The following is an 18987-nucleotide window of genomic DNA, read 5'->3' on the forward strand; positions in this document are numbered from 1 at the left end:
GTGAAACAGACAATCTGAAATGGGAGGTCTTCTATGGAAAAACTTATCGTCATGAACCGGCAAACACCGGCAATACAGTATCTCGCTCAAAAGGACAGCAGCCTTTACAGACTGATTGATCTGATCGGTGAAATTAAATATCAGCCTTATGAAGACGGTTACTCATTTCTCGTCAGTACGATTATCGGTCAAATGCTGTCAAACAAAGTAGCGGATGTGTTATTCCGGAGAGTCATTGATATGTGTGGGAGCGTATCACCGGAAATTATGTGTAATATTGATGCCGAACAGCTAAGAAAAATTGGAATTTCATACAGAAAATCCAATACAATATCAGAACTAACGCAGGCTGTGATCTCACGCGATCTCGATCTGGACAAACTCTCCACTCTGACAGATGAGGCGGTTATCAAGACGCTGACCTCAATAAAAGGAATCGGTATGTGGACAGCAAAAATGTATCTGATCTTTGTTCTGGACCGATCTGATATATTACCGTTCGAGGACGGTGCGTTTTTACAGTCTTACTGCTGGCTTTATCACACGCAGGAATGCAGTCCGAAAGACGTTAAGGAACGGTGCAGGAAATGGAGCCCCTATTCATCTTACGCTGCCAGATTTTTATACAAAGCGCTGGACAGCGGACTTACGAAGAAAAGTTGATTTACCTTGGCGCATGCAACTAAAAGCATATCGAATATGATTTCTGGTATGCCTGTTCTATCTCGTTATTCATCTGTACTACAGTTTCATTCTCCAAAGTGACGTTTAGAATTTGATATACCCAGCAGATAATCTACGGTACAGTCGTAATACTCCGCCAGTTGTATCAATGCCCACACTGGTATTTCGCGTATTCCTTTTTCATATCTGTGATATACAATTCTATGACAATTGAGGACATCTGCTATTTTTTGTTGTGTTAAGTCGCGATCTACTCGCATATTTTCAAGTCGTTCAAAATACAAAATGATCACCTCTTGATTATGTTACCATTTGGTGTCATAATGTATTCATAATGGTAACCAAATAGTTACTAAGCAGTATAAAATACAACGGCATTGAAAGGCGAAAATATTGAAAAAATTAACAAATATTAATACTATACTCAAAAACTTTCTATTGGCAGATGATATTGAATTCTTCATTTCCTATCTTAAAAACATTGACGAAGCAGAAATGACCTCTTTTTTGAGGGTCTTTCCAGACTTTATCACAAACCTGTCAGGAAACGACAGGTTTGACTCCTTAAAGGCAGGAACATATCAGAAGGTGATGGCAGAGTTGCGCAGACATTCAGAAATCACGTAGGATAAAAGGAACACGAAGGAAGATCTCAGTAATTACAAATTTGAATTCGACATCAGAAAGGACTGGAACTCCATTGAATTGGAAATTCCAGTCCTTAATCGTAATCAAAACTCTTGATTTATCTTTATATTTAACAATTGATTTATAAGGATGTTCCTGGGTACTTTGAATCTTTAACATCAACTAATCCCCGAATGTAAATATATGTATCACCATTCTTTTTTTTGACATCCGCCGATGTATTATACTGTACAACAATACATATTTTTTCATCTAAATTAATGTCTTTGTCTGCTGTAATTACATCAAATTCATATATAAATTTATGAGTTGCCACAAAATATACATTTTCTCCATATTCATCCGTTGATAAAAGCCTTTTAAAAATAATTTCGTCCTGATTTTTCTGTACTATATTACAATCAACATTACTTGTTATATCACTGGTATAATTATAATAGTGTATTTTCACACCATTATAAACAATTATACCAAATAGGATAATATTAAGTACTATGGAGAATAGTAAGAATCTTTTCTTTTTATTTATCATAACAACACTTCCTTATCTTGTTTTCTTATTTTGTCTAAACCATCGGACTTACCTCCTTACTGTGTTTTATAAAAATTATTATTTCATAATTACCATATAGTATCAATATTCTTTTACATTATTGGTTGAATTTAATTATTAAAATTACTATTTGCTCTCAATGTCTGGAAAATGTATACATGTAAATTTTACACTTTACTCCATAATCTATGACAAATATGGATGGTCTGACTGGTTTTCCGCAAGCCATTGAAGCGGTGTTTCCGAATACTGAAGTGCAGCACTGCATCATCGGCTTTATTGACATGCTCTATAATGGAGCTATAATACAAACAAAGGGCAAAGCCCGAAAAATCGGCTTTGCCCAACGTAACTATCAACATTTCTTATGTCAGTTTTATTGCATTTACACAGAATCTGAAACAGTCTCTTTTACACCACGATTTTTTTCTCTTCACTCCACAATGTACACCATAGAAGCATAAATTTGCATGAATTTACATGAAGATATAACGAAACCAAAAAATCCTCAAACCCCTATAAACTTTAACAATCAGCTTATTTACGTGGTTTGAGGATTCTTTTAAATTGCCTGAAATTTTATTTCGCGTAGTCGACAACGCGGCTTTCTCTTATTACATTCACTTTGATCTGTCCCGGATATTCCAGCTCAGACTCAATCTGTTTAGAAATATCCCTGGCAAGTAATACCATATCCGTATCATTTACGTGATCTGGCAATACCATCACCCGAACTTCTCGTCCTGCCTGAATGGCAAAAGACTTGTCTACCCCTTTGAAGGAGTTTGTGATATCTTCAAGCTGTTTCAATCTGTTGGTATATGTTTCCAATGTTTCCCTTCTCGCTCCCGGTCTTGCTGCTGAGATTGCATCTGCAGCCTGAACAAGACATGCGATCAATGATTCCGGCTCCACGTCTCCGTGGTGTGCCTCTACCGCATTGATGATAAGCGAGGATTCTTTGTATTTTCTACATAAATCAACACCAATCTGAATATGGGATCCTTCCACTTCATGGTCGATGGATTTTCCTATGTCATGTAATAACCCTGCACGTTTTGCAGTACGTATGTCCGCTCCAACTTCTGCCGCTAACAGCCCGGCGAGCTGTGCGACTTCGATGGAATGCTTCAATGCATTTTGTCCATAACTTGAACGGAATTGCATCCTTCCCAGCAAGCGAATCAATTCCGGATGAATACCGTGAACTCCCACTTCCAGGGTAGCAGCTTCTCCCTCCTCGCGGATCATGGTCTCTACCTCTTTGCGGGCTTTCTCAACCATTTCTTCGATTCTCGCAGGATGGATACGGCCATCGACTATCAATTTCTCCAGCGCAATACGTGCGACTTCTCGTCTGATCGGATCAAAGCCTGACAATACAACCGCTTCCGGAGTATCATCAATGATCAGATCAATACCTGTCAATGTTTCCAGTGTACGGATATTACGTCCTTCCCTTCCGATGATACGACCTTTCATCTCATCGTTGGGGAGCTGAACTACTGATATGGTAGATTCTGCCACATGATCAACAGCACATTTCTGAATCGCTGTCACCACGTAGTCTTTCGCTTTTCTGTTGGCTTCTTCTTTTGCTTTGCTCTCCAGTTCCTTGTAGAGCTTGGCCGTGTCAATTTTCACTTCATCTTCAACAGCTTTTAAAAGATAATCTTTTGCCTGTTCGGAGGTAAGACCTGAAATTCGTTCCAGTTCCTGTACTCCCTGTGCATGTAATTCGTCGACTTTCTTTTCTTTCTTTCTTAATTGCTCTTCCTTGTTTGCGTATTCTGCTTCACGCCGTTCGAGTGCGTCAGATTTTCTGTCAACAGATTCCTCTTTTGACAGGACGCGCTTTTCATACTTTTGCAGTTCGGCTCTTCGTTCTTTGGTTTCTTTCTCCAGTTCGTTTCTCGTTCTGAGAGATTCTTCCTTAGCTTCCAAAAGGGCTTCGCGTTTTTTAGTCTCAGCCGTTTTTAATGCCTCATCTATTATGCTTCTTGCCTTTTCTTCTGCTGTACCAACTTTTTCGGCATCTTGCTTCACCTTGTTGGAAACCGCAACCTTGCAAGTAATAGGAACCGCAATAAGCAGCGTGATTACTATAGCAACAATTACACTGATAATAATTGTTCCCACAGGAGCACCTCCTTATTTAGTTTTCATTGTACAAATACAACACTTCAATTTTATATTATTTTGGTAATTATGTCAAGCACGGCGGCTGATTTATTCTATCGTTTTTTCCCCCGCGCTAAACCGGCAGTCTTTTAAGACCTTCCAGATCTCTTCCCCGTAGAATCCCCGCCTTGCCAGATAAGCTTCCAGTTTCCTGATATCTTTCTCTGTTACTTCGGCTCTGTTCCTCAATCGCTTTTCGACCAGCGCACGGATGACCTGTTCATGATCGTCCGGCTCTGCCTTTTCTGCCGCTTTTTCGATAAGTCCCGCATCGACACCCTTCTGTCTCAGTTTCCATGAAATCTGCCTGACACTTAAACTGTCCTTATAGCGTTCAAAATAATGAACGGCGTATCGCTCATCATCTATGTAACCGTAAGATTTTACATAGTCAACCGCTTTCCGGGCCACTTCCGCCGGGTATCCGCTCTTTTTCAGCTTTTCTCTGATCTCCTGCTCGGTCCGGTCCATCTTAACCAGAAGATTCATCGCATATCGTTTGGCGCGAAGCGGCAGAACCTCATTCATAATCTCCGAAAAATCCTGTTCCCGTATCTCCTCACCGCAGACAATACGGTAACGAGACAGCTCGCCTTTATACAGAATAAAAGCAAGCTGTCCTTCAATTTCCACACGGTATTTCCGCTTCGTCACGGGTCGGATATCTGTAACTGTCATTCTGTCTCAATCCCGGCAGTTGCCTTTCCGGTCTCCGGTGTTTTCGATTCCTGAGGTGTCTCTGATGTTTCTGAGCCATTCAGGCCATAGTACTCTCTTACCTTCTGCTCCACTTCCTGCATGACCTCCGGATGTTCCGTCAGATAGGTCTTCGCATTTTCACGCCCCTGCCCGATCTTTGCATTATCGTAGGCAAACCATGCACCGCTCTTCTGGATTACTCCGCTGCTTGCAGCCAGTTCCAGGATATCCGCCTCCCTGGAGATTCCTTTTCCAAACATAATATCAAATTCAGCCTCTTTAAACGGAGGGGCAATTTTATTCTTAACGACTTTGATACGCGTACGGTTTCCGATGACCTCACCGCTCTGTTTGATCGCTTCTATCCGGCGCACATCCATACGGATGGAGGAATAGAACTTCAGCGCACGTCCGCCTGTGGTGACTTCCGGACTGCCGTACATTACTCCGACCTTCTCGCGCAGCTGATTAATAAAAATAACAACACATCCTGATTTTCCGATAACGGAAGTCAATTTTCTGAGTGCCTGTGACATCAGACGGGCCTGAAGACCCACATGAGAATCCCCCATCTCACCGTCAATCTCAGCTCTCGGAACGAGGGCCGCGACAGAATCCACGATCACAATATCTACCGCACCTGAACGCACCATCGTCTCTGTGATCTCAAGCGCCTGTTCACCGCTGTCCGGCTGCGAGATATAAAGGTTGTCAATATCAACTCCAATATTTTTCGCATATACCGGGTCAAGTGCGTGCTCTGCGTCAATAAAGCCTGCGATCCCGCCTCTTTTTTGTACTTCAGCCACCATATGGAGTGCAACGGTAGTCTTACCGCTGGATTCCGGCCCGTAGATCTCCACCACGCGTCCTTTTGGTATGCCGCCAAGCCCCAGTGCCACATCAAGGCTCAGTGAACCTGTTGGTATCGTCTCCACATTCATATTGATGCCTGAGTCTCCCAGTTTCATCACCGCACCTTTTCCGTAATTTTTTTCTATCTGTACGAGTGCAGCGTCCAATGCTTTTAATTTATCTTCTTTTACCATGCTTACCTCCAGTTATGATGCGAACTTATGTTCGCTTCCTGTTTAATATAGTAGTACATATTTTCCGTTTTGTCAATATCATTTTGTGCCATGGGAGTTTTCCGGACTTCAGAAATCATGAGATTTGAATGCTGATACCAGTATACTAAACACAGGCATCCCATGCAAGCAGAGCAGTGTGATTTTCTGTAAATGAAGAAAGACCACACCATCTCTGATGCGGTCTGCCACTGACACTTACGGTGCCAGCCAATGATACATTTCTTCATATTTTGCTGCTGAATGATTCCAGGAAAAGTCTTGTGCCATCCCCCGGTCAATTATTTTATTCCACTCCCTCTTTTTATCATAGTAAACACGTTCCGCATAGCGAATCGTATTTAACATTTCATGCGCGTTGTAATTTGTAAAACTAAATCCTGTTCCAGTGCTTTCAAACTCGTTATAAGGCTGTACAGTATCCTTCAATCCTCCTGTTTCGCGAACAATCGGTACCGTACCGTAACGAAGGCTCATTAATTGGCTCAAACCACACGGTTCAAACAGCGAAGGCATCAAAAATGCATCGCTGGAAGCATAGACTTTATGTGACATAGGCTCTGAATAATAGATATTCGCTGAAACCTTGTTGCCATATTTCCATGCAAGATGCCGGAACATATTTTCATACTGGGCGTCTCCGGTGCCAAGAACCACCAGTTGTATCGCATCCTGGCATAATTCATCCATCACATACGATACGAGGTCAAGTCCTTTCTGATCCGTAAGCCGTGAACACATCCCGATCATCATAATCTTCGGGTTCACTTCCAGGCCCAGTTCCTCCTGTAAGGCTGTTTTATTTTTTATCTTTTCTTTTCTGAAATTCTTTGCGTTATAATGTTTGAAAATGGCTGGATCTGTCTCCGGGTTATATTCATCGTAGTCAATACCGTTGACAATTCCTCTCAGGCTGTTACTTCTTGCCCTCATCAGACCGTCCAGCCCTTCACCATAAAAAGGTACTTTTATTTCTTCCGCATATGTCTCGCTCACGGTCGTGATAGCGTCTGCGTAAACAATCCCGCCTTTTAAATAATTTGCATCCCGGTTATGCTCCAGCTTATCCGGCGTAAAGTAATAATCCGAAAGGCCGGTAATATTTTTAACCGTCCGAAGATCCCATACCCCCTGAAATTTCAGGTTATGTATCGTCATAACCGATTTTATTCCCCAATAGAAATCATTGCCCTGAAAACGTTCTTTCAGATAAACAGGCACAAGCCCCGTCTGCCAGTCGTGGCAATGAATGATGTCCGGGCGGAAACCTATGACAGGAAGCATAGATAACGCTGCTTTTGAAAAAAATGCATATTTCTCGAGATCCCATGGCATTCCGGAATACGGTTTATCCCCGCTGAAGTGTTCTTCATTATCGATAAAATAAAATTTAATCCCTTCATACTCTGTCTCCAGGATTCCGACATACTGCTGTCTCCAGTTCAGGTCCAGATAGAAACTGGTCACAAACTTAAGTTTTCCTTTGAACTCCTCTTTCATACAGGAATACTTAGGAATAATCACACGTACATCGTATTTCTCATTATCAAAATATTTCGGCAGGGAACCTACTACATCCGCAAGTCCTCCTGTTTTTATAAACGGTACAGCTTCCGACGCAACGAACAATACATTTTTCATGTTAGAACCTCCCTAATATTAGATGCGACATTCTATGAATATTATATCATGAATCTTCAATTCATGATCGACATTCGCCGTTCGTCAAACGTGCAAGCACGCTTTCCTCACTAACACTCATTATATCGTATTTTTAATATTAAGGAAAGCTTAATATACGATTCCACTAAATATTTTTGTATTCCAGTCTTATTTTATCAGCAATTAGTGCAATAAATTCGGAATTTGTCGGTTTTCCTTTTCCCGTGCTCACGGTGTACCCGAACAGTTCATCGATAGTATCCATCTTTCCTCTGCTCCATGCGACTTCAATTGCGTGACGAATCGCACGTTCTACACGGCTCGGCGTCGTCTGATGTTTTTTGGCAATTGTCGGATACAGGATCTTTGTGATGGAATTCAGCATATCCATGTCCTGCACAGACATAATAATCGCATCTCTCAGATACTGGTATCCCTTAATATGCGCCGGAACACCAATTTCATGGATAATATTGGTTACATCCACTTCCAGATTTTTTTCCATATATTCGTTCTTGTTGTCACAGGTACTCATCTTCCTGATATCTCGTATTCTGCTCATCGCCTGATTTCTTACATGTTTGATCCGATTGATAATCATATCATTGTCAAACGGTTTCATAATGTAATAATACGCACCCAGATTAAAAGCATCTTCTGTAATTCTTTCCTGCCCTACAGCGGATACCACAATAAAAGCAGGATGCTTTTTCATTGAATTGTCCTGATTCACTTTTTCCATTACAGTAAGTCCGTCAACCTTCGGCATAATAATATCTAATAATACCACATCCGGTTCCTTTTCCTTAATGATATTGTAGATATCATTACCGTTGTCTGCCTGACCTACCAGTTCCAGATCACTGTCTTCTTTTATGATCTCCCCCAGCAGATTCACGATCCGCTCATTATCATCTGCAATGGCAATATTTAACTTTTCCATATCTCTCCTCCTGCACATTTACTTTTCTCGGCAGGGCGCCCCTAACAGATACTTTTTTTCTCTGCCATGACTCAATTATAGAGATGTTTCCTTACCAAATCAAGTTAAACTGCCATAAATTGGTAAGTTTCGTTCGACACTTTCCATGAGAGAATTGCCGAAAAAAGCCAGACGCTGGAAAATACACTCCTGTTTTGACTGCTAAAGAAGGGAATTATCGGATTTTAATATATAATGCCGTAAATCAGTCTTTTAGCATATTTTCGATAAAAATCCCAAATCCCCGGGATGGATCCTTGATAAATACATGTGTCACAGCTCCGATTAGTTTGCCATTCTGCAGAATCGGGCTTCCGCTCATACCCTGGACGATCCCGCCGGTGGCACCGAGCAGTCGCTGATCGGTCACATGAATGACAAAACTTTTATTTGTGTTTTTTTCATTATAATCGATATCCGAAATTTCAATCCCATACTCTTCCACAGTACCGTCAACATTGCTCAGGATGCTGGCTGGTCCTTCCTGGATTTCCTGTTTCAGTCCAATTTCTTTCGGTGTCAGTGACAGACGCTGTCTCCCGTTATCATTCAGCGTCCCGCTGATGCCGTTCGCCTGATTATCAGTGATATCTCCAAGCTTTTCTGTCTCCTGATAAGTGATAACACCTTTTAATTCACCCGGATTTCCCTTGACACCTTTAGATATGGAAAGAATCTTTGCGCTGTACAGCTCACCCTGTTCCAGACTCAATAGCTCCCCGGTATCCATATCACTGATGCCATGGCCAAGTGCCCCATACGTACCATCTTCCTCCATATATGTCAGTGTTCCGATACCCTGAATATTATCCCTTACCCAGATGCCCAGTTTATAGGAGCCATCAGTTGTCAGAACAGGCTGCAGCGCCAGCATGATTTCTTCTTCCCCTCTTTTCACCAGCAGCTGCATTTCATCTCCCTGGCTATCTTCCACCATCTGCATTAATTCCTGTTTATCTTCCAGTTTTTTACCATTTACTTCCATAATATAGTCTCCGGCTTTCGCTATATTTTTGGCCGGATCGTTAAGCATTGCATCCTGCGCATCTACTTCCCCGGTATCAATGATCATGACTCCGTCGGTCTCCATATACAGGCCGATGGTATCTCCGCTGACACAGACTGTCCGCTGTGCAACATTCTGTACCGTTACCGTCTTAACCGGCACGACTCCGAATAACCGGCAGGTAATTCGGTATGAATCGCTTCCCACAACCTCCAGGCTATCATCATATGTGACAAATGTCGATGGAAATATTTCATCCAGCTGCTCTTCCTGTCCCTCATAGACGCTGATCTCATCCGGTATGGATGACTGCACCGTATAATAGAAGTAACCGGCACACAACATCAGTGACAGGCAAAGCATCACCCACAAAAATCTTCTATATTTCTGACTGTTGCTCACTTCATCACATCCTTTTCTTTTAAAAGCTGCAAAAAAGGATATACCGTGTTGTATATCCTTTTTTAGTATGCGATGATTTCAGTTTTTCAGTCTTGTATTTTTATGTACCTGTGCCAATTCTTTCATCTCACAGGCATTTGAAAGAACACTCTGAGTAATCCTGGTTCCGCCCAGCATACGGGCAATTTCATGTATGGATCCTTCTTCGTCAAGCCTTCTTATCCTTGTTACGGTAATTGTATCCTGCACATTTTTTTCAATTTCAAAATGTGCATCAGCCATCGCCGCTATCTGAGGCAGATGTGTAATGCATAAAACCTGTCGCTCTCCAGAAATTTCCGCCATTTTTTCGGCAACTTTCTGAGCAGTACGGCCGCTGATTCCGGTATCAATCTCATCAAATATTAAAACCTCAGTATCATCTTTATCTGCCATCAACGTTTTGACTGCAAGCATGATACGTGAAAGCTCTCCTCCTGACACCACCTTCGAAAGCGCGCGCTTTTCTTCCCCCGGATTCGTAGAAATCAAAAACTCAATTTTATCGTATCCGTTTTTTGAAAAATCATGCAGTTTTTCAAATGCAATTTCAAATTCCACCTGAAGAAAATTCAGTTCCCGCAGGGAATCAACAATTCTTTTTTCCAAATCTTTCGCAGCATTTTTTCGTAGTTCACACAACTTATCACACAATTTCTGCAGTTTTCCGCGTGCAGCGTTCTGTTCTCTGACAAGTCCGGCTCTGTGCTCCTCAAGATTAAGCAGTTCTTCCAGCTTTTTCTGCTGTTCATTTTGGTAGTTTAGAATTTTCTCTACACTTTCTCCATATTTCCCTTTTAAATGATTGATCTCATCCAGACGTGTCTCCGTCTGTGCAAATAGTTCCTCCGAAAAAGTCATATCCTCGAGATATCCGGAAATGTCTCTGTTCAGATCATTGAGCATACCTTCTATATCCAGCGCCTGAGAATAAATACGCGAAAGTTCCTCATCAAAATCATTCAGTGCCGCAAGCTCCCTTACCACACGCCCTGTCAGCTCACCCGCTGAGGCAGGGTTGTCATACCCTGTCATTCCATGCACTTCCTGAAGTGTCTCTACAATTTTTCTCGAATTGGAAAGTTTCCGATACAGGCTTTCCAGTTCTTCATCTTCTCCCGGCCTGATGCCGGCTTCCTCAATCTCACGTATCTCAAACTCCAGAAAAGAAACCTCTCTCTGGCGCTGCTCTTCATCGATACTGCAGGCTTTCAGTTCCCGTGACAGCTGTTGGTAGGCATGATAGCTATCTTCTACCTTCTGTTTTTGCTCCCTGAGCAGTTCACCGGCAAACCCATCCAGAATCTCCAGCTGTTTTTCCGGGTACAGCAGCGACTGATGCTCATGCTGTCCATGGATATCAAGTAGCAGGGATGCCACCGCTTTCATCTGACTGACTGTGCAGGTCTCCCCATTGATTCGGCTGATACTGCGTCCTTCCATGATCTTCCGGCTTAAGATCACCTGTCCGTCTTCCGGAATGACAGAAAGCTTCCGCAGTTCTTCCGTGATTCTCGGATTCTCAATCGTAAAAATCAGTTCCACCAGTGCAGAATTCCCAAATTTTCCTATGCTGTCACTGGCCATTTTTTTACCAAGTGCCAGATTGACCGAACCAAGAAGGATTGATTTTCCGGCTCCTGTTTCTCCAGTGAGAATGTTAAGCCCCCGTTCAAAATCCACTTCCACTTCATCGATCAGTGCAATATTCTTTACATGTAAATTGGTTAACATGACTACCTCCCGGCTGTTATCAGAGGATACTGCCCAACATCCTTTTGAGTTTATCCATGACAAGAAGTGCTTCATCGGCACTGCGAATCGCACACATAATCGTGTTGTCTCCGGCAATACATCCCACAATCTCATTCCACTGCATCTCGTCCAGTGCCGCAGCTGCCGCCATAGCCATCCCGGATACGGTCTTAATCACAAGGATATTCTGCGCCAGATCCATGGACACAAATGCCGTCTTCAGGACATGGATATACTTTGTTGCAAGTTCTTTATCATGATTCTGAAAAACCGCATACTTGGAATGTCCGTTTTCCAAAGCAATTTTCGTCAGCCTTAATTCCCTGATATCTCTGGATACCGTCGCCTGCGTCACGCGAAATCCGCTCTCATTCAGCCGTTCCGCCAGTTCTTCCTGTGTTTCAATGTCATACTGATTAATCAGCTTTATTATCTGAGTATGCCTGGCAATCTTCATTCGTATTCCCTCCTGCCGAAAATCATAGCCAATGGTTCAAGTTAACTGTTATTCATCTTTTTACGTAATGTTTCAAGGAAACTGACATTATTAATTTTTATGATACGGGTATCTTTTGTCGATTTTTCAATCACGATTCGGTCGCCTGTGACCATCGGTACCGTTGTATCTCCGTCAAATGCTGCCATACCGCGTTCAATCATCTCATCCCTTCCCGGACCGATCTCCACAGTGATCTTATCATTGTCCGAAAAGACGATGCTTCTGGTATTGAGAGTATGCGGTGCCAGTGGAGTCATCAGGATCATCGATGCATCCGGAGAAATAATCGGTCCCCCCGCCGAAAGGCTGTAGCCCGTCGAACCGGTAGGTGTCGCTATGATGATACCGTCCGCATTATAGGAGTTCAGGAATTCATCATTGACATAATTGTGAAATTTCACCACGCAGAGCGACCGCTCACGGCTGATCACAATATCATTCAGTGCGATATCCTGTTCCAGAAGTTCCCCGTTGTGGTAGACACTGCCGCACAGCATCATTCTGCGCTCAATTTCGTAGTCATCTCCCATCAGGTGATCCAGAGCCGGATAGACAGAATACTGGTCAATCTCCGCCAGATATCCCAGCGTCCCAAGATTGATGCCAAACAGAGGCAGCTGTCTGTCAACCACATCTCTTGCCGCCTGAAGAAGGGTGCCGTCCCCTCCGAGCACGATAACACAGTCAACATTTTCCGGTATCTGGCTGACATCTGTATAATGAAATGAACCGTCATTGTTCCCATGATCTGACTGCTGAACCACACAGGATTTTCCATGTTCTTTCAGATAATTGGAAATTTTATGTGTCACCAGCAGTTCTTTGTCTTTGACACTGTTCGTAATGATATAAAAACAATCCATATCAGACCCCTTTATCCAGATCAGCGTGTGCTTTTTTTACCACAGCTTCGACATCAATATCCGTACACTGTGGCACAGTTCCCGCAGGAAGTTTCTGCAGATGCATCAGATATTCAATATTTCCCTCCGGTCCTTTAATCGGTGAAAAATCCAGGTGACACACCGCGAAAGAAATGCTGCGTGCATAATCCGCCACTTTTCGAATGACTTCCATATGAACCTCAGGGTCTCTGACAACACCTTTTTTTCCAACTTTTTCTCTTCCGGCCTCGAACTGAGGTTTGATGAGACAGACAATCTGCCCGTCTTCTGTCAACAGGTTTCTCACCGGAAGAAGCACTTTCAGCAGCGAAATAAAGGATACATCGATCGACGCAAACTGTGCCGGTTCTCCGATGTCCGCGGGAACCACATAACGGATGTTTGTCCTCTCCATACACACAACGCGCTTATCCTGACGCAGCTTCCAGTCCAGCTGGCCGTGTCCCACATCAACAGCATAGACTTTCTGTGCCCCATTCTGCAGCATACAGTCTGTGAATCCGCCTGTAGAGGATCCCACATCCATACAGACTTTTCCGTCAGGCACCACGCCGAAGTGTTTCATCGCCTTCTCCAGCTTCAATCCCCCACGGCTGACATATGGCAGTACATTTTCCTTCACTGTAATCTCCACGCTGTCCTGAAACATGGAGCCGGCTTTATCCTCTCTCTGTCCGTCCACGAACACATTGCCGGACATTATAACAGCTTTTGCCTTTTCTCTGGACGGTGCAAACCCTCTCCTCACCACCAGAATATCTAATCGTTCTTTCATATTCCTCCACTTCAGGATTTCAGAATTCTATTAAAAACGGATTCTTCATCCATTCCCAGTTCCCTGTACTGCTGTTCTACACTGCCATGACCGACAAACTGATCCGGTATCGCAAAAATGTCGACAGCAGTTTCCCGGTGATGTTCATGAAACCATGCACTCACCTGCTGTCCGAACCCCCCGGTTACTACATTTTCTTCGAGTGTCACGATCCGTCTGTGTGTATCACCCAGTTTCTCAAGCAGTGCATAATCCAATGGTTTTACAAACCTTACATTTACCAGAGTCACTTTGATCCCCTTTTCTTTCAGGCGTTCACTCACCTGATGAGCAGTTTTTACCATACTGCCTACAGCCAGAACCGCAACGTCTTTTCCCCACTGCAGCACTTCGGATTTTCCGTGGACGACGGGCTCCCTGTTTTCCTGCAACCCCTCATACGCGTCACCTCTCGGATAGCGCAGAGCCACGGGACCGTCAAAGTTTACGGCAAATTTCATCATATCAGAGAGTTCCCATTTGTTTTTGGGTGCCATCACTGTCATGTTCGGCATCATTGACAAATACGTCAGGTCAAAACAACCGTGATGAGTTTCACCGTCGCTTCCTACGAGACCGGCCCGGTCGATGGCAAAAACCACATGCAGTTTCTGCATACAGACATCGTGAAGAACCTGATCGAACGCACGCTGTAAAAATGACGAATATACGGCAAACACGGGCTTCAGACCGCCAAGTGCAAGTCCTGCCGCAAATGTCACTGCATGTTCTTCCGCAATCCCCACATCAAAGAAACGATCCGGGAACATATGTGCAAACCGCTTCAGCCCCGTCCCTGTCGGCATCGCTGCGGTTACCGCCACTACTTTTTCATCCCGGTCGCCAAATTTCCTCATGACTGTTGAAAAAATATCAGAATATGCAGCTTTTCCGGAACGGCTTACAGGAATCCCCGTCTCAATCTCAAATGGAGCTGTCCCATGAAAACGTGCCGGATGACGCATAGCCGGTTCATAGCCTTTTCCCTTTTTGGTCAGCACGTGAACGATCACCGGGCCTTCCACGCGAAGCGCCTCCTGAAACAGTTTTACCATCTGAGGAACATTGTGGCCGTCCACCGGTCCCAGATATGTCAGACCCATATTTTCAAACAGCATCCCCGGAATGATAAACTGCTTGATTCCATTCTTGGTTCTGTGAATGGCATTTACCATCCCCTCCCCGATCTTCGGCAATTTTTTCAGCGTATTCGTCACGTTCATTTTCAGCTCTGTATAGGACTCAGCAGTCCGTATATTCCCGAGATAACGCGACATACCGCCGACGTTATCTGAAATCGACATATTATTATCATTCAGAATGATGATAAAGTTCTTTTTCAGCTCCGCAACATTATTCAACGCCTCATATGCCATGCCGCCGGTGAGTGCCCCGTCTCCGATCACAGACATTACACGGTAAGATCCGCCGAGCAGATCCCGGGAACGCACGTATCCAAGCCCCGCCGAGATGGAAGTCGAGCTGTGGCCGGTATCGAAGGAATCGCAATCGCTCTCGCACCGTTTTGGAAAACCGCTCATTCCGTCTGCCTTTCGCAGATTTTGAAATCCATCTGCCCGCCCGGTCAGTATCTTATGTGTATAGCACTGATGACCGACATCCCATATCAGCTTATCTTCCGGCAGATTCAAAACCAGATGGAGTGCGATCGTCAGCTCGACCACACCCAGATTGGAGGCAAGATGACCGCCTGTCCTGCTCAGGTTACTGATCAGGAATTCCCGGATCTCTTCCGCAAGGGTATAAAGCTCTTCTTTATTCAGATTTTTCACATCGTTTGGTTTCTTTATTCTCTCTAATACCATATCGCAACCTTCTACTTTGTACGGGTTACCAGATACTCAATCAATGCCTTCAGAAACCCGCATTCTTTTCTGTTCTCTTCCAGCAGCATGATCGCTTTTAGTGACAGCCGCGCCACTTCTTCTCCTGCATCGTCAAGTCCCGTCAATGTCACATACGTCGTCTTTTCATTTTTTTCATCACTGTGCAAAGGTTTGCCCAGTTCTTCCTGTGTCCCTGTCACATCCAGAATATCATCCTGAATCTGAAAAGCCAGACCGATATAGCGTCCCGCCTCTTCCAGGCGGGCCACCTCATGATCCGGTGCTCCGGCCAGAACTGATCCGATCATCATGGAAGCTTCAATAAGTGCCGAAGTCTTGTTCTCATAGATATAAGACAGCATTTCCGCCGATACCGGTTTGCCTTCATTCAGTACATCCACACTCTGACCGCCGAGCATGCCCCGGATTCCTGTCTTACCTGCCAGAATTGCAAGTGCCTTCGCAGCCTGTACTTCTGCTCCCGGAATCTGAAATGTCAGCAGCGCCGTCTCATACGCATAGTTGAGCAGGGCATCTCCGCTGAGTACCGCCATAGCTTCACCGTAAACCACGTGCGTGGTTTTCCGCCCTCTCCTGTAATCATCGTTGTCAAGCGCAGGCAGGTCATCATGGATCAGGGAATGTGTATGTATCATCTCTATCGCTGCCATAAATGGTCCCACCACTTTGTCACTGCCGCCATACATACGGCACGTCTCCCGCATCAGTATCGGCCGCAGTCTTTTTCCGGGAGCCTTCATATTATAGTTGATCGCTTCTGCGAGCGGCGCTGTAAATCCGGCCTCCTCCGGCAGGAAGCGGAAAATCATATCCCTTGCCTCTTCTGTCCGTTTTTTCAGTTCCTCTTTAAAATTCACGAAGTTCACCCTCTGCATCCATCTGCAGTACCTTTTTTTCCACGAGGTCCACTTTCCTGCTGCACTCCTTTAACAGTTCCATTCCTGACTGGTACATGCCAAAAGAATCCTCCAGTGACAGTTTCCCCGATTCCAGCTTTGCTACTATATTATCCAATATCTCAAATGACTCTTCCAGAGTCTTCTCTGTTTTGTCTTTTTTCTGCATTCACCCTGTCCTCCGATATCTCTGTCACATCCGCCCGGATATATCCGTCGCTGACATGAATCTTAAGCGCGTCGCCAGTTCCCGCCTGTGATACACTGGTCACTGCTTTCCCGTCCCTGCCTTCCACATAGGAAAAACCCTGGTTCAGTTTATCAAGCGGAGACAGACCCTTTAGCCTCTGTATATGCAGCTGCAGAAGATGGCGCTTTTCCAGGATACGCTGTCCCATCGCACTGCGCAGTTTCTCTTCCGCGTCTGCCAGAAACTGGCGCTTTTCAATGATCTGCTGATGAGGGCTGAGATAACCAAATTGAGTTTTCAGCCTGAGCAGATGCTGTTTCGTCAGCGTAATCCTTCCCGTCATATTGATGCTGAGGCGCTTTTTGTACTCCATCATACGCGCGATTACTGCACGTACATCGTCAACTGCAAGTTCGGCTGCTGCTGACGGAGTCGGTGCGCGCATGTCAGCCACATAATCCGCGATTGTAACATCCGTTTCATGGCCTACCGCGGAGATCACAGGCACAGAACATTCAAAAATAGCTCTTGCCACATCCTCCTCATTAAATGCCCAGAGATCCTCTATGGATCCCCCGCCTCTTCCGACGATCAGGGTGTCCACACCAAAAGTATCCATTGCACGGATTCCCTGCACGATACTTTCCTTTGCTCCCTCCCCCTGTACCAGCGCCGGATACAGGATAATGGAAATCCCGGGGTTTCTGCGCTTCGCAACGCTTAAAATATCACGGATCGCCGCTCCCGTCGGTGCGGTGACCACTCCCAGAGTCCGTATGCCTGTCGGTATGGACTGCTTATAATCCGGCGCAAACATTCCCATCTCTTCCAGTTCTTTTTTCAGGGCAAGAAATCTCTCATACAGAATTCCTGCGCCTTCCAGTGAAATCTCCTGCGCATATACCTGATATCTGCCGTCGCGTTCATAGACATTGACACTTCCTTTTACTACGACCTGGTCCCCGTCTTTCATGCGGAATGCCAGGCCCTTTCGCTGTCCGGCAAACATCACACAGGCAATCGCCGCATTTTCATCCTTCAGTGAAAAATAAATGTGGCCTGAGGTGTGATATTTACAATTGCTGACTTCTCCGCGAACTGCTATCCTGGACAGCAGAAAATCCTGTGTGAACATGTTTTTAATATAAGTATTGACCTGCTTTACAGAATAAATACTCTGTCTCATACACTACTCCTGCGCGACTGCACCTAAAATTCCGTTGACAAATGATGCTGATTCATCCTGGCCGAAACGTTTTGCCAGTTCGACCGCCTCATTGATAGCAACTCCGGTCGGAACATCTTCATCATACCTGATCTCATATACGGCAAGCCGAAGAATCGTCAGATCCACTTTACTCATTCTGGTCGTTTTCCAGCCGGATGACTTTTCATTCAGCAGCCCGTCAATTTCCTGCAGCTTTTCCATGATCAGACGAAACTTGTCTTCCATATATATCTGATCTTTATCCTGCAAATCTTCAAGATTGTCAAAATACAGCTCAAGCTGGCGAGGCATCTCATCTTCCTGATTAAAAGCGCTCAAAAAAAGCAGCTTAAAAATATTTTCCCGCAGTTCTCTTCGTCCCATTTTTTCCTCCACTTCAAAAGTCAGCAGGTACGCGATGCTGAAAAAGGGGGATCTCTACAGATCCCCCCTCATCCTCTTGATCTCTCATTCTATATTTTCAAGGTTCACGCCTGCAATGCCTATATTAATATCCGATACACTCAGTCCCGTCATATTCTCGATCGCTGATTTTACCTTATCCTGCACTTTGCGGCAGACCTCCGGAATCCCATAACCGTATTTAATGTTCAGGTTCAGGTCAACGCCGACCACCCCGTCCGACACATTGACTTTCACACCTTTCGACAGATTCTTCATTCCGAGTTTTCCTACGAGTTCGTTCGTAATATTTCCGGCCATGGAATTGACACCTTCCACTTCTGTCGCCGCCAATCCGGCAATGATAGCCACTACCTCATCTGCGATCTGAACTGTCCCTATTGTACTGTCATCATAAATCGTATAAGCATCTCTGCTTTCATTTTTATTCTCTGCCATAGCGAAACCTCCTGCAGCTCATCCTTTTTCAATATTATAACAAAATCG

At 44.4% G+C, this 18987-nt stretch carries 20 protein-coding genes; 2 read left to right on the forward strand and 18 right to left on the reverse strand.

Annotated elements, in window-relative coordinates; translation table 11 throughout:
- The first annotated feature begins 33 nt into the window (after window positions 1-33).
- Entirely contained in the window at window positions 34-663 is a 630-nt protein-coding gene (locus tag MCG98_RS14350) for a hypothetical protein (protein ID WP_240302603.1), read from the forward strand.
- An 86-nt stretch (window positions 664-749) separates the two neighbouring features.
- On the opposite strand, the gene MCG98_RS14355 is transcribed toward MCG98_RS14350, so the two are convergent.
- Window positions 750-944, reverse strand: coding sequence for a helix-turn-helix transcriptional regulator (locus MCG98_RS14355; RefSeq protein ID WP_345891728.1), 195 nt, complete (start codon window positions 942-944; stop codon window positions 750-752).
- A 133-nt stretch (window positions 945-1077) separates the two neighbouring features.
- Here MCG98_RS14355 and MCG98_RS14360 point away from each other — a divergent pair, with 133 nt between their 5' ends.
- Complete coding sequence (locus MCG98_RS14360) at window positions 1078-1311, forward strand: hypothetical protein (RefSeq protein ID WP_240302605.1); 234 nt, start codon at window positions 1078-1080, stop codon at window positions 1309-1311.
- A gap of 142 nt (window positions 1312-1453) precedes the next feature.
- On the opposite strand, the gene MCG98_RS14365 is transcribed toward MCG98_RS14360, so the two are convergent.
- The 17 genes from MCG98_RS14365 to MCG98_RS14445 all read right to left on the reverse strand — a co-directional run bounded on the left by MCG98_RS14365 (window position 1454) and on the right by MCG98_RS14445 (window position 18939).
- Window positions 1454-1864 carry a hypothetical protein gene (locus tag MCG98_RS14365; RefSeq protein ID WP_240302606.1) on the reverse strand — a complete coding sequence of 137 codons (411 nt, stop codon included), beginning with the start codon at window positions 1862-1864 and terminating at the stop codon, window positions 1454-1456.
- A gap of 600 nt (window positions 1865-2464) precedes the next feature.
- Complete coding sequence (gene rny, locus MCG98_RS14370; RefSeq protein ID WP_240302607.1) at window positions 2465-4024, reverse strand: ribonuclease Y; 1560 nt, start codon at window positions 4022-4024, stop codon at window positions 2465-2467.
- A gap of 90 nt (window positions 4025-4114) precedes the next feature.
- A complete protein-coding gene (locus MCG98_RS14375) occupies window positions 4115-4744 on the reverse strand; it encodes a regulatory protein RecX (RefSeq protein WP_240302608.1) in 630 nt (209 codons plus the stop codon).
- On the reverse strand, window positions 4741-5814 hold the full coding sequence (gene recA / locus MCG98_RS14380) for a recombinase RecA (protein WP_240302609.1): 1074 nt from the start codon (window positions 5812-5814) through the stop codon (window positions 4741-4743). Before recA ends, MCG98_RS14375 begins: the two co-directional genes overlap by 4 nt.
- 237 nt (window positions 5815-6051) lie before the next feature.
- Window positions 6052-7494 carry a glycogen synthase GlgA gene (gene glgA, locus MCG98_RS14385; RefSeq protein ID WP_240302610.1) on the reverse strand — a complete coding sequence of 481 codons (1443 nt, stop codon included), beginning with the start codon at window positions 7492-7494 and terminating at the stop codon, window positions 6052-6054.
- 166 nt (window positions 7495-7660) lie between these two features.
- A complete protein-coding gene (gene spo0A / locus MCG98_RS14390; RefSeq protein WP_240302611.1) occupies window positions 7661-8458 on the reverse strand; it encodes a sporulation transcription factor Spo0A in 798 nt (265 codons plus the stop codon).
- 244 nt (window positions 8459-8702) lie between these two features.
- On the reverse strand, window positions 8703-9905 hold the full coding sequence (spoIVB, locus tag MCG98_RS14395) for a SpoIVB peptidase (protein WP_240302612.1): 1203 nt from the start codon (window positions 9903-9905) through the stop codon (window positions 8703-8705).
- Between the two features lie 78 nt (window positions 9906-9983).
- Complete coding sequence (gene recN, locus MCG98_RS14400; protein WP_240302613.1) at window positions 9984-11678, reverse strand: DNA repair protein RecN; 1695 nt, start codon at window positions 11676-11678, stop codon at window positions 9984-9986.
- 19 nt (window positions 11679-11697) lie between these two features.
- The gene (gene argR, locus MCG98_RS14405) at window positions 11698-12156 is read right to left on the reverse strand and encodes an arginine repressor (protein ID WP_028528080.1); all 459 of its coding nucleotides are present in this window, start codon (window positions 12154-12156) and stop codon (window positions 11698-11700) included.
- A gap of 41 nt (window positions 12157-12197) precedes the next feature.
- Window positions 12198-13061 carry an NAD(+)/NADH kinase gene (locus MCG98_RS14410; protein WP_240302614.1) on the reverse strand — a complete coding sequence of 288 codons (864 nt, stop codon included), beginning with the start codon at window positions 13059-13061 and terminating at the stop codon, window positions 12198-12200.
- 1 nt (window position 13062) lies between these two features.
- Complete coding sequence (locus MCG98_RS14415; protein WP_240302615.1) at window positions 13063-13878, reverse strand: TlyA family RNA methyltransferase; 816 nt, start codon at window positions 13876-13878, stop codon at window positions 13063-13065.
- An 11-nt stretch (window positions 13879-13889) separates the two neighbouring features.
- Complete coding sequence (gene dxs / locus MCG98_RS14420; RefSeq protein WP_240302616.1) at window positions 13890-15743, reverse strand: 1-deoxy-D-xylulose-5-phosphate synthase; 1854 nt, start codon at window positions 15741-15743, stop codon at window positions 13890-13892.
- Between the two features lie 11 nt (window positions 15744-15754).
- A complete protein-coding gene (locus MCG98_RS14425) occupies window positions 15755-16642 on the reverse strand; it encodes a polyprenyl synthetase family protein (protein ID WP_240302617.1) in 888 nt (295 codons plus the stop codon).
- On the reverse strand, window positions 16632-16850 hold the full coding sequence (gene xseB, locus MCG98_RS14430; protein WP_240302618.1) for an exodeoxyribonuclease VII small subunit: 219 nt from the start codon (window positions 16848-16850) through the stop codon (window positions 16632-16634). The genes MCG98_RS14425 and xseB overlap by 11 nt, the downstream gene beginning before the upstream one ends.
- Entirely contained in the window at window positions 16804-18057 is a 1254-nt protein-coding gene (gene xseA, locus MCG98_RS14435) for an exodeoxyribonuclease VII large subunit (RefSeq protein WP_240302619.1), read from the reverse strand. Before xseA ends, xseB begins: the two co-directional genes overlap by 47 nt.
- Window positions 18058-18060: 3 nt before the next feature.
- The gene (gene nusB / locus MCG98_RS14440) at window positions 18061-18462 is read right to left on the reverse strand and encodes a transcription antitermination factor NusB (RefSeq protein WP_240302620.1); all 402 of its coding nucleotides are present in this window, start codon (window positions 18460-18462) and stop codon (window positions 18061-18063) included.
- An 84-nt stretch (window positions 18463-18546) separates the two neighbouring features.
- Entirely contained in the window at window positions 18547-18939 is a 393-nt protein-coding gene (locus MCG98_RS14445; protein WP_240302621.1) for an Asp23/Gls24 family envelope stress response protein, read from the reverse strand.
- Window positions 18940-18987 lie beyond the last annotated feature (48 nt).

The organism is Ruminococcus sp. OA3 (assembly GCF_022440845.1).
GTDB lineage: Bacteria > Bacillota > Clostridia > Lachnospirales > Lachnospiraceae > Ruminococcus_G.

Excerpts from the sequence above, each read along its gene's own strand:
- MCG98_RS14350 (WP_240302603.1), top strand. The coding sequence starts at position 34 with ATGGAAAAACTTATCGTCATGAACCGGCAAACACCGGCAATACAGTAT.
- MCG98_RS14355 (WP_345891728.1), bottom strand. The coding sequence starts at position 944 with ATGCGAGTAGATCGCGACTTAACACAACAAAAAATAGCAGATGTCCTC.
- MCG98_RS14365 (WP_240302606.1), bottom strand. The coding sequence starts at position 1,864 with ATGATAAATAAAAAGAAAAGATTCTTACTATTCTCCATAGTACTTAAT.
- MCG98_RS14375 (WP_240302608.1), bottom strand. The coding sequence starts at position 4,744 with ATGACAGTTACAGATATCCGACCCGTGACGAAGCGGAAATACCGTGTG.
- recA (WP_240302609.1), bottom strand. The coding sequence starts at position 5,814 with ATGGTAAAAGAAGATAAATTAAAAGCATTGGACGCTGCACTCGTACAG.
- glgA (WP_240302610.1), bottom strand. The coding sequence starts at position 7,494 with ATGAAAAATGTATTGTTCGTTGCGTCGGAAGCTGTACCGTTTATAAAA.
- spo0A (WP_240302611.1), bottom strand. The coding sequence starts at position 8,458 with ATGGAAAAGTTAAATATTGCCATTGCAGATGATAATGAGCGGATCGTG.
- recN (WP_240302613.1), bottom strand. The coding sequence starts at position 11,678 with ATGTTAACCAATTTACATGTAAAGAATATTGCACTGATCGATGAAGTG.
- argR (WP_028528080.1), bottom strand. The coding sequence starts at position 12,156 with ATGAAGATTGCCAGGCATACTCAGATAATAAAGCTGATTAATCAGTAT.
- MCG98_RS14410 (WP_240302614.1), bottom strand. The coding sequence starts at position 13,061 with ATGGATTGTTTTTATATCATTACGAACAGTGTCAAAGACAAAGAACTG.
- MCG98_RS14415 (WP_240302615.1), bottom strand. The coding sequence starts at position 13,878 with ATGAAAGAACGATTAGATATTCTGGTGGTGAGGAGAGGGTTTGCACCG.
- dxs (WP_240302616.1), bottom strand. The coding sequence starts at position 15,743 with ATGGTATTAGAGAGAATAAAGAAACCAAACGATGTGAAAAATCTGAAT.
- xseB (WP_240302618.1), bottom strand. The coding sequence starts at position 16,850 with ATGCAGAAAAAAGACAAAACAGAGAAGACTCTGGAAGAGTCATTTGAG.
- xseA (WP_240302619.1), bottom strand. The coding sequence starts at position 18,057 with ATGAGACAGAGTATTTATTCTGTAAAGCAGGTCAATACTTATATTAAA.
- nusB (WP_240302620.1), bottom strand. The coding sequence starts at position 18,462 with ATGGGACGAAGAGAACTGCGGGAAAATATTTTTAAGCTGCTTTTTTTG.
- MCG98_RS14445 (WP_240302621.1), bottom strand. The coding sequence starts at position 18,939 with ATGGCAGAGAATAAAAATGAAAGCAGAGATGCTTATACGATTTATGAT.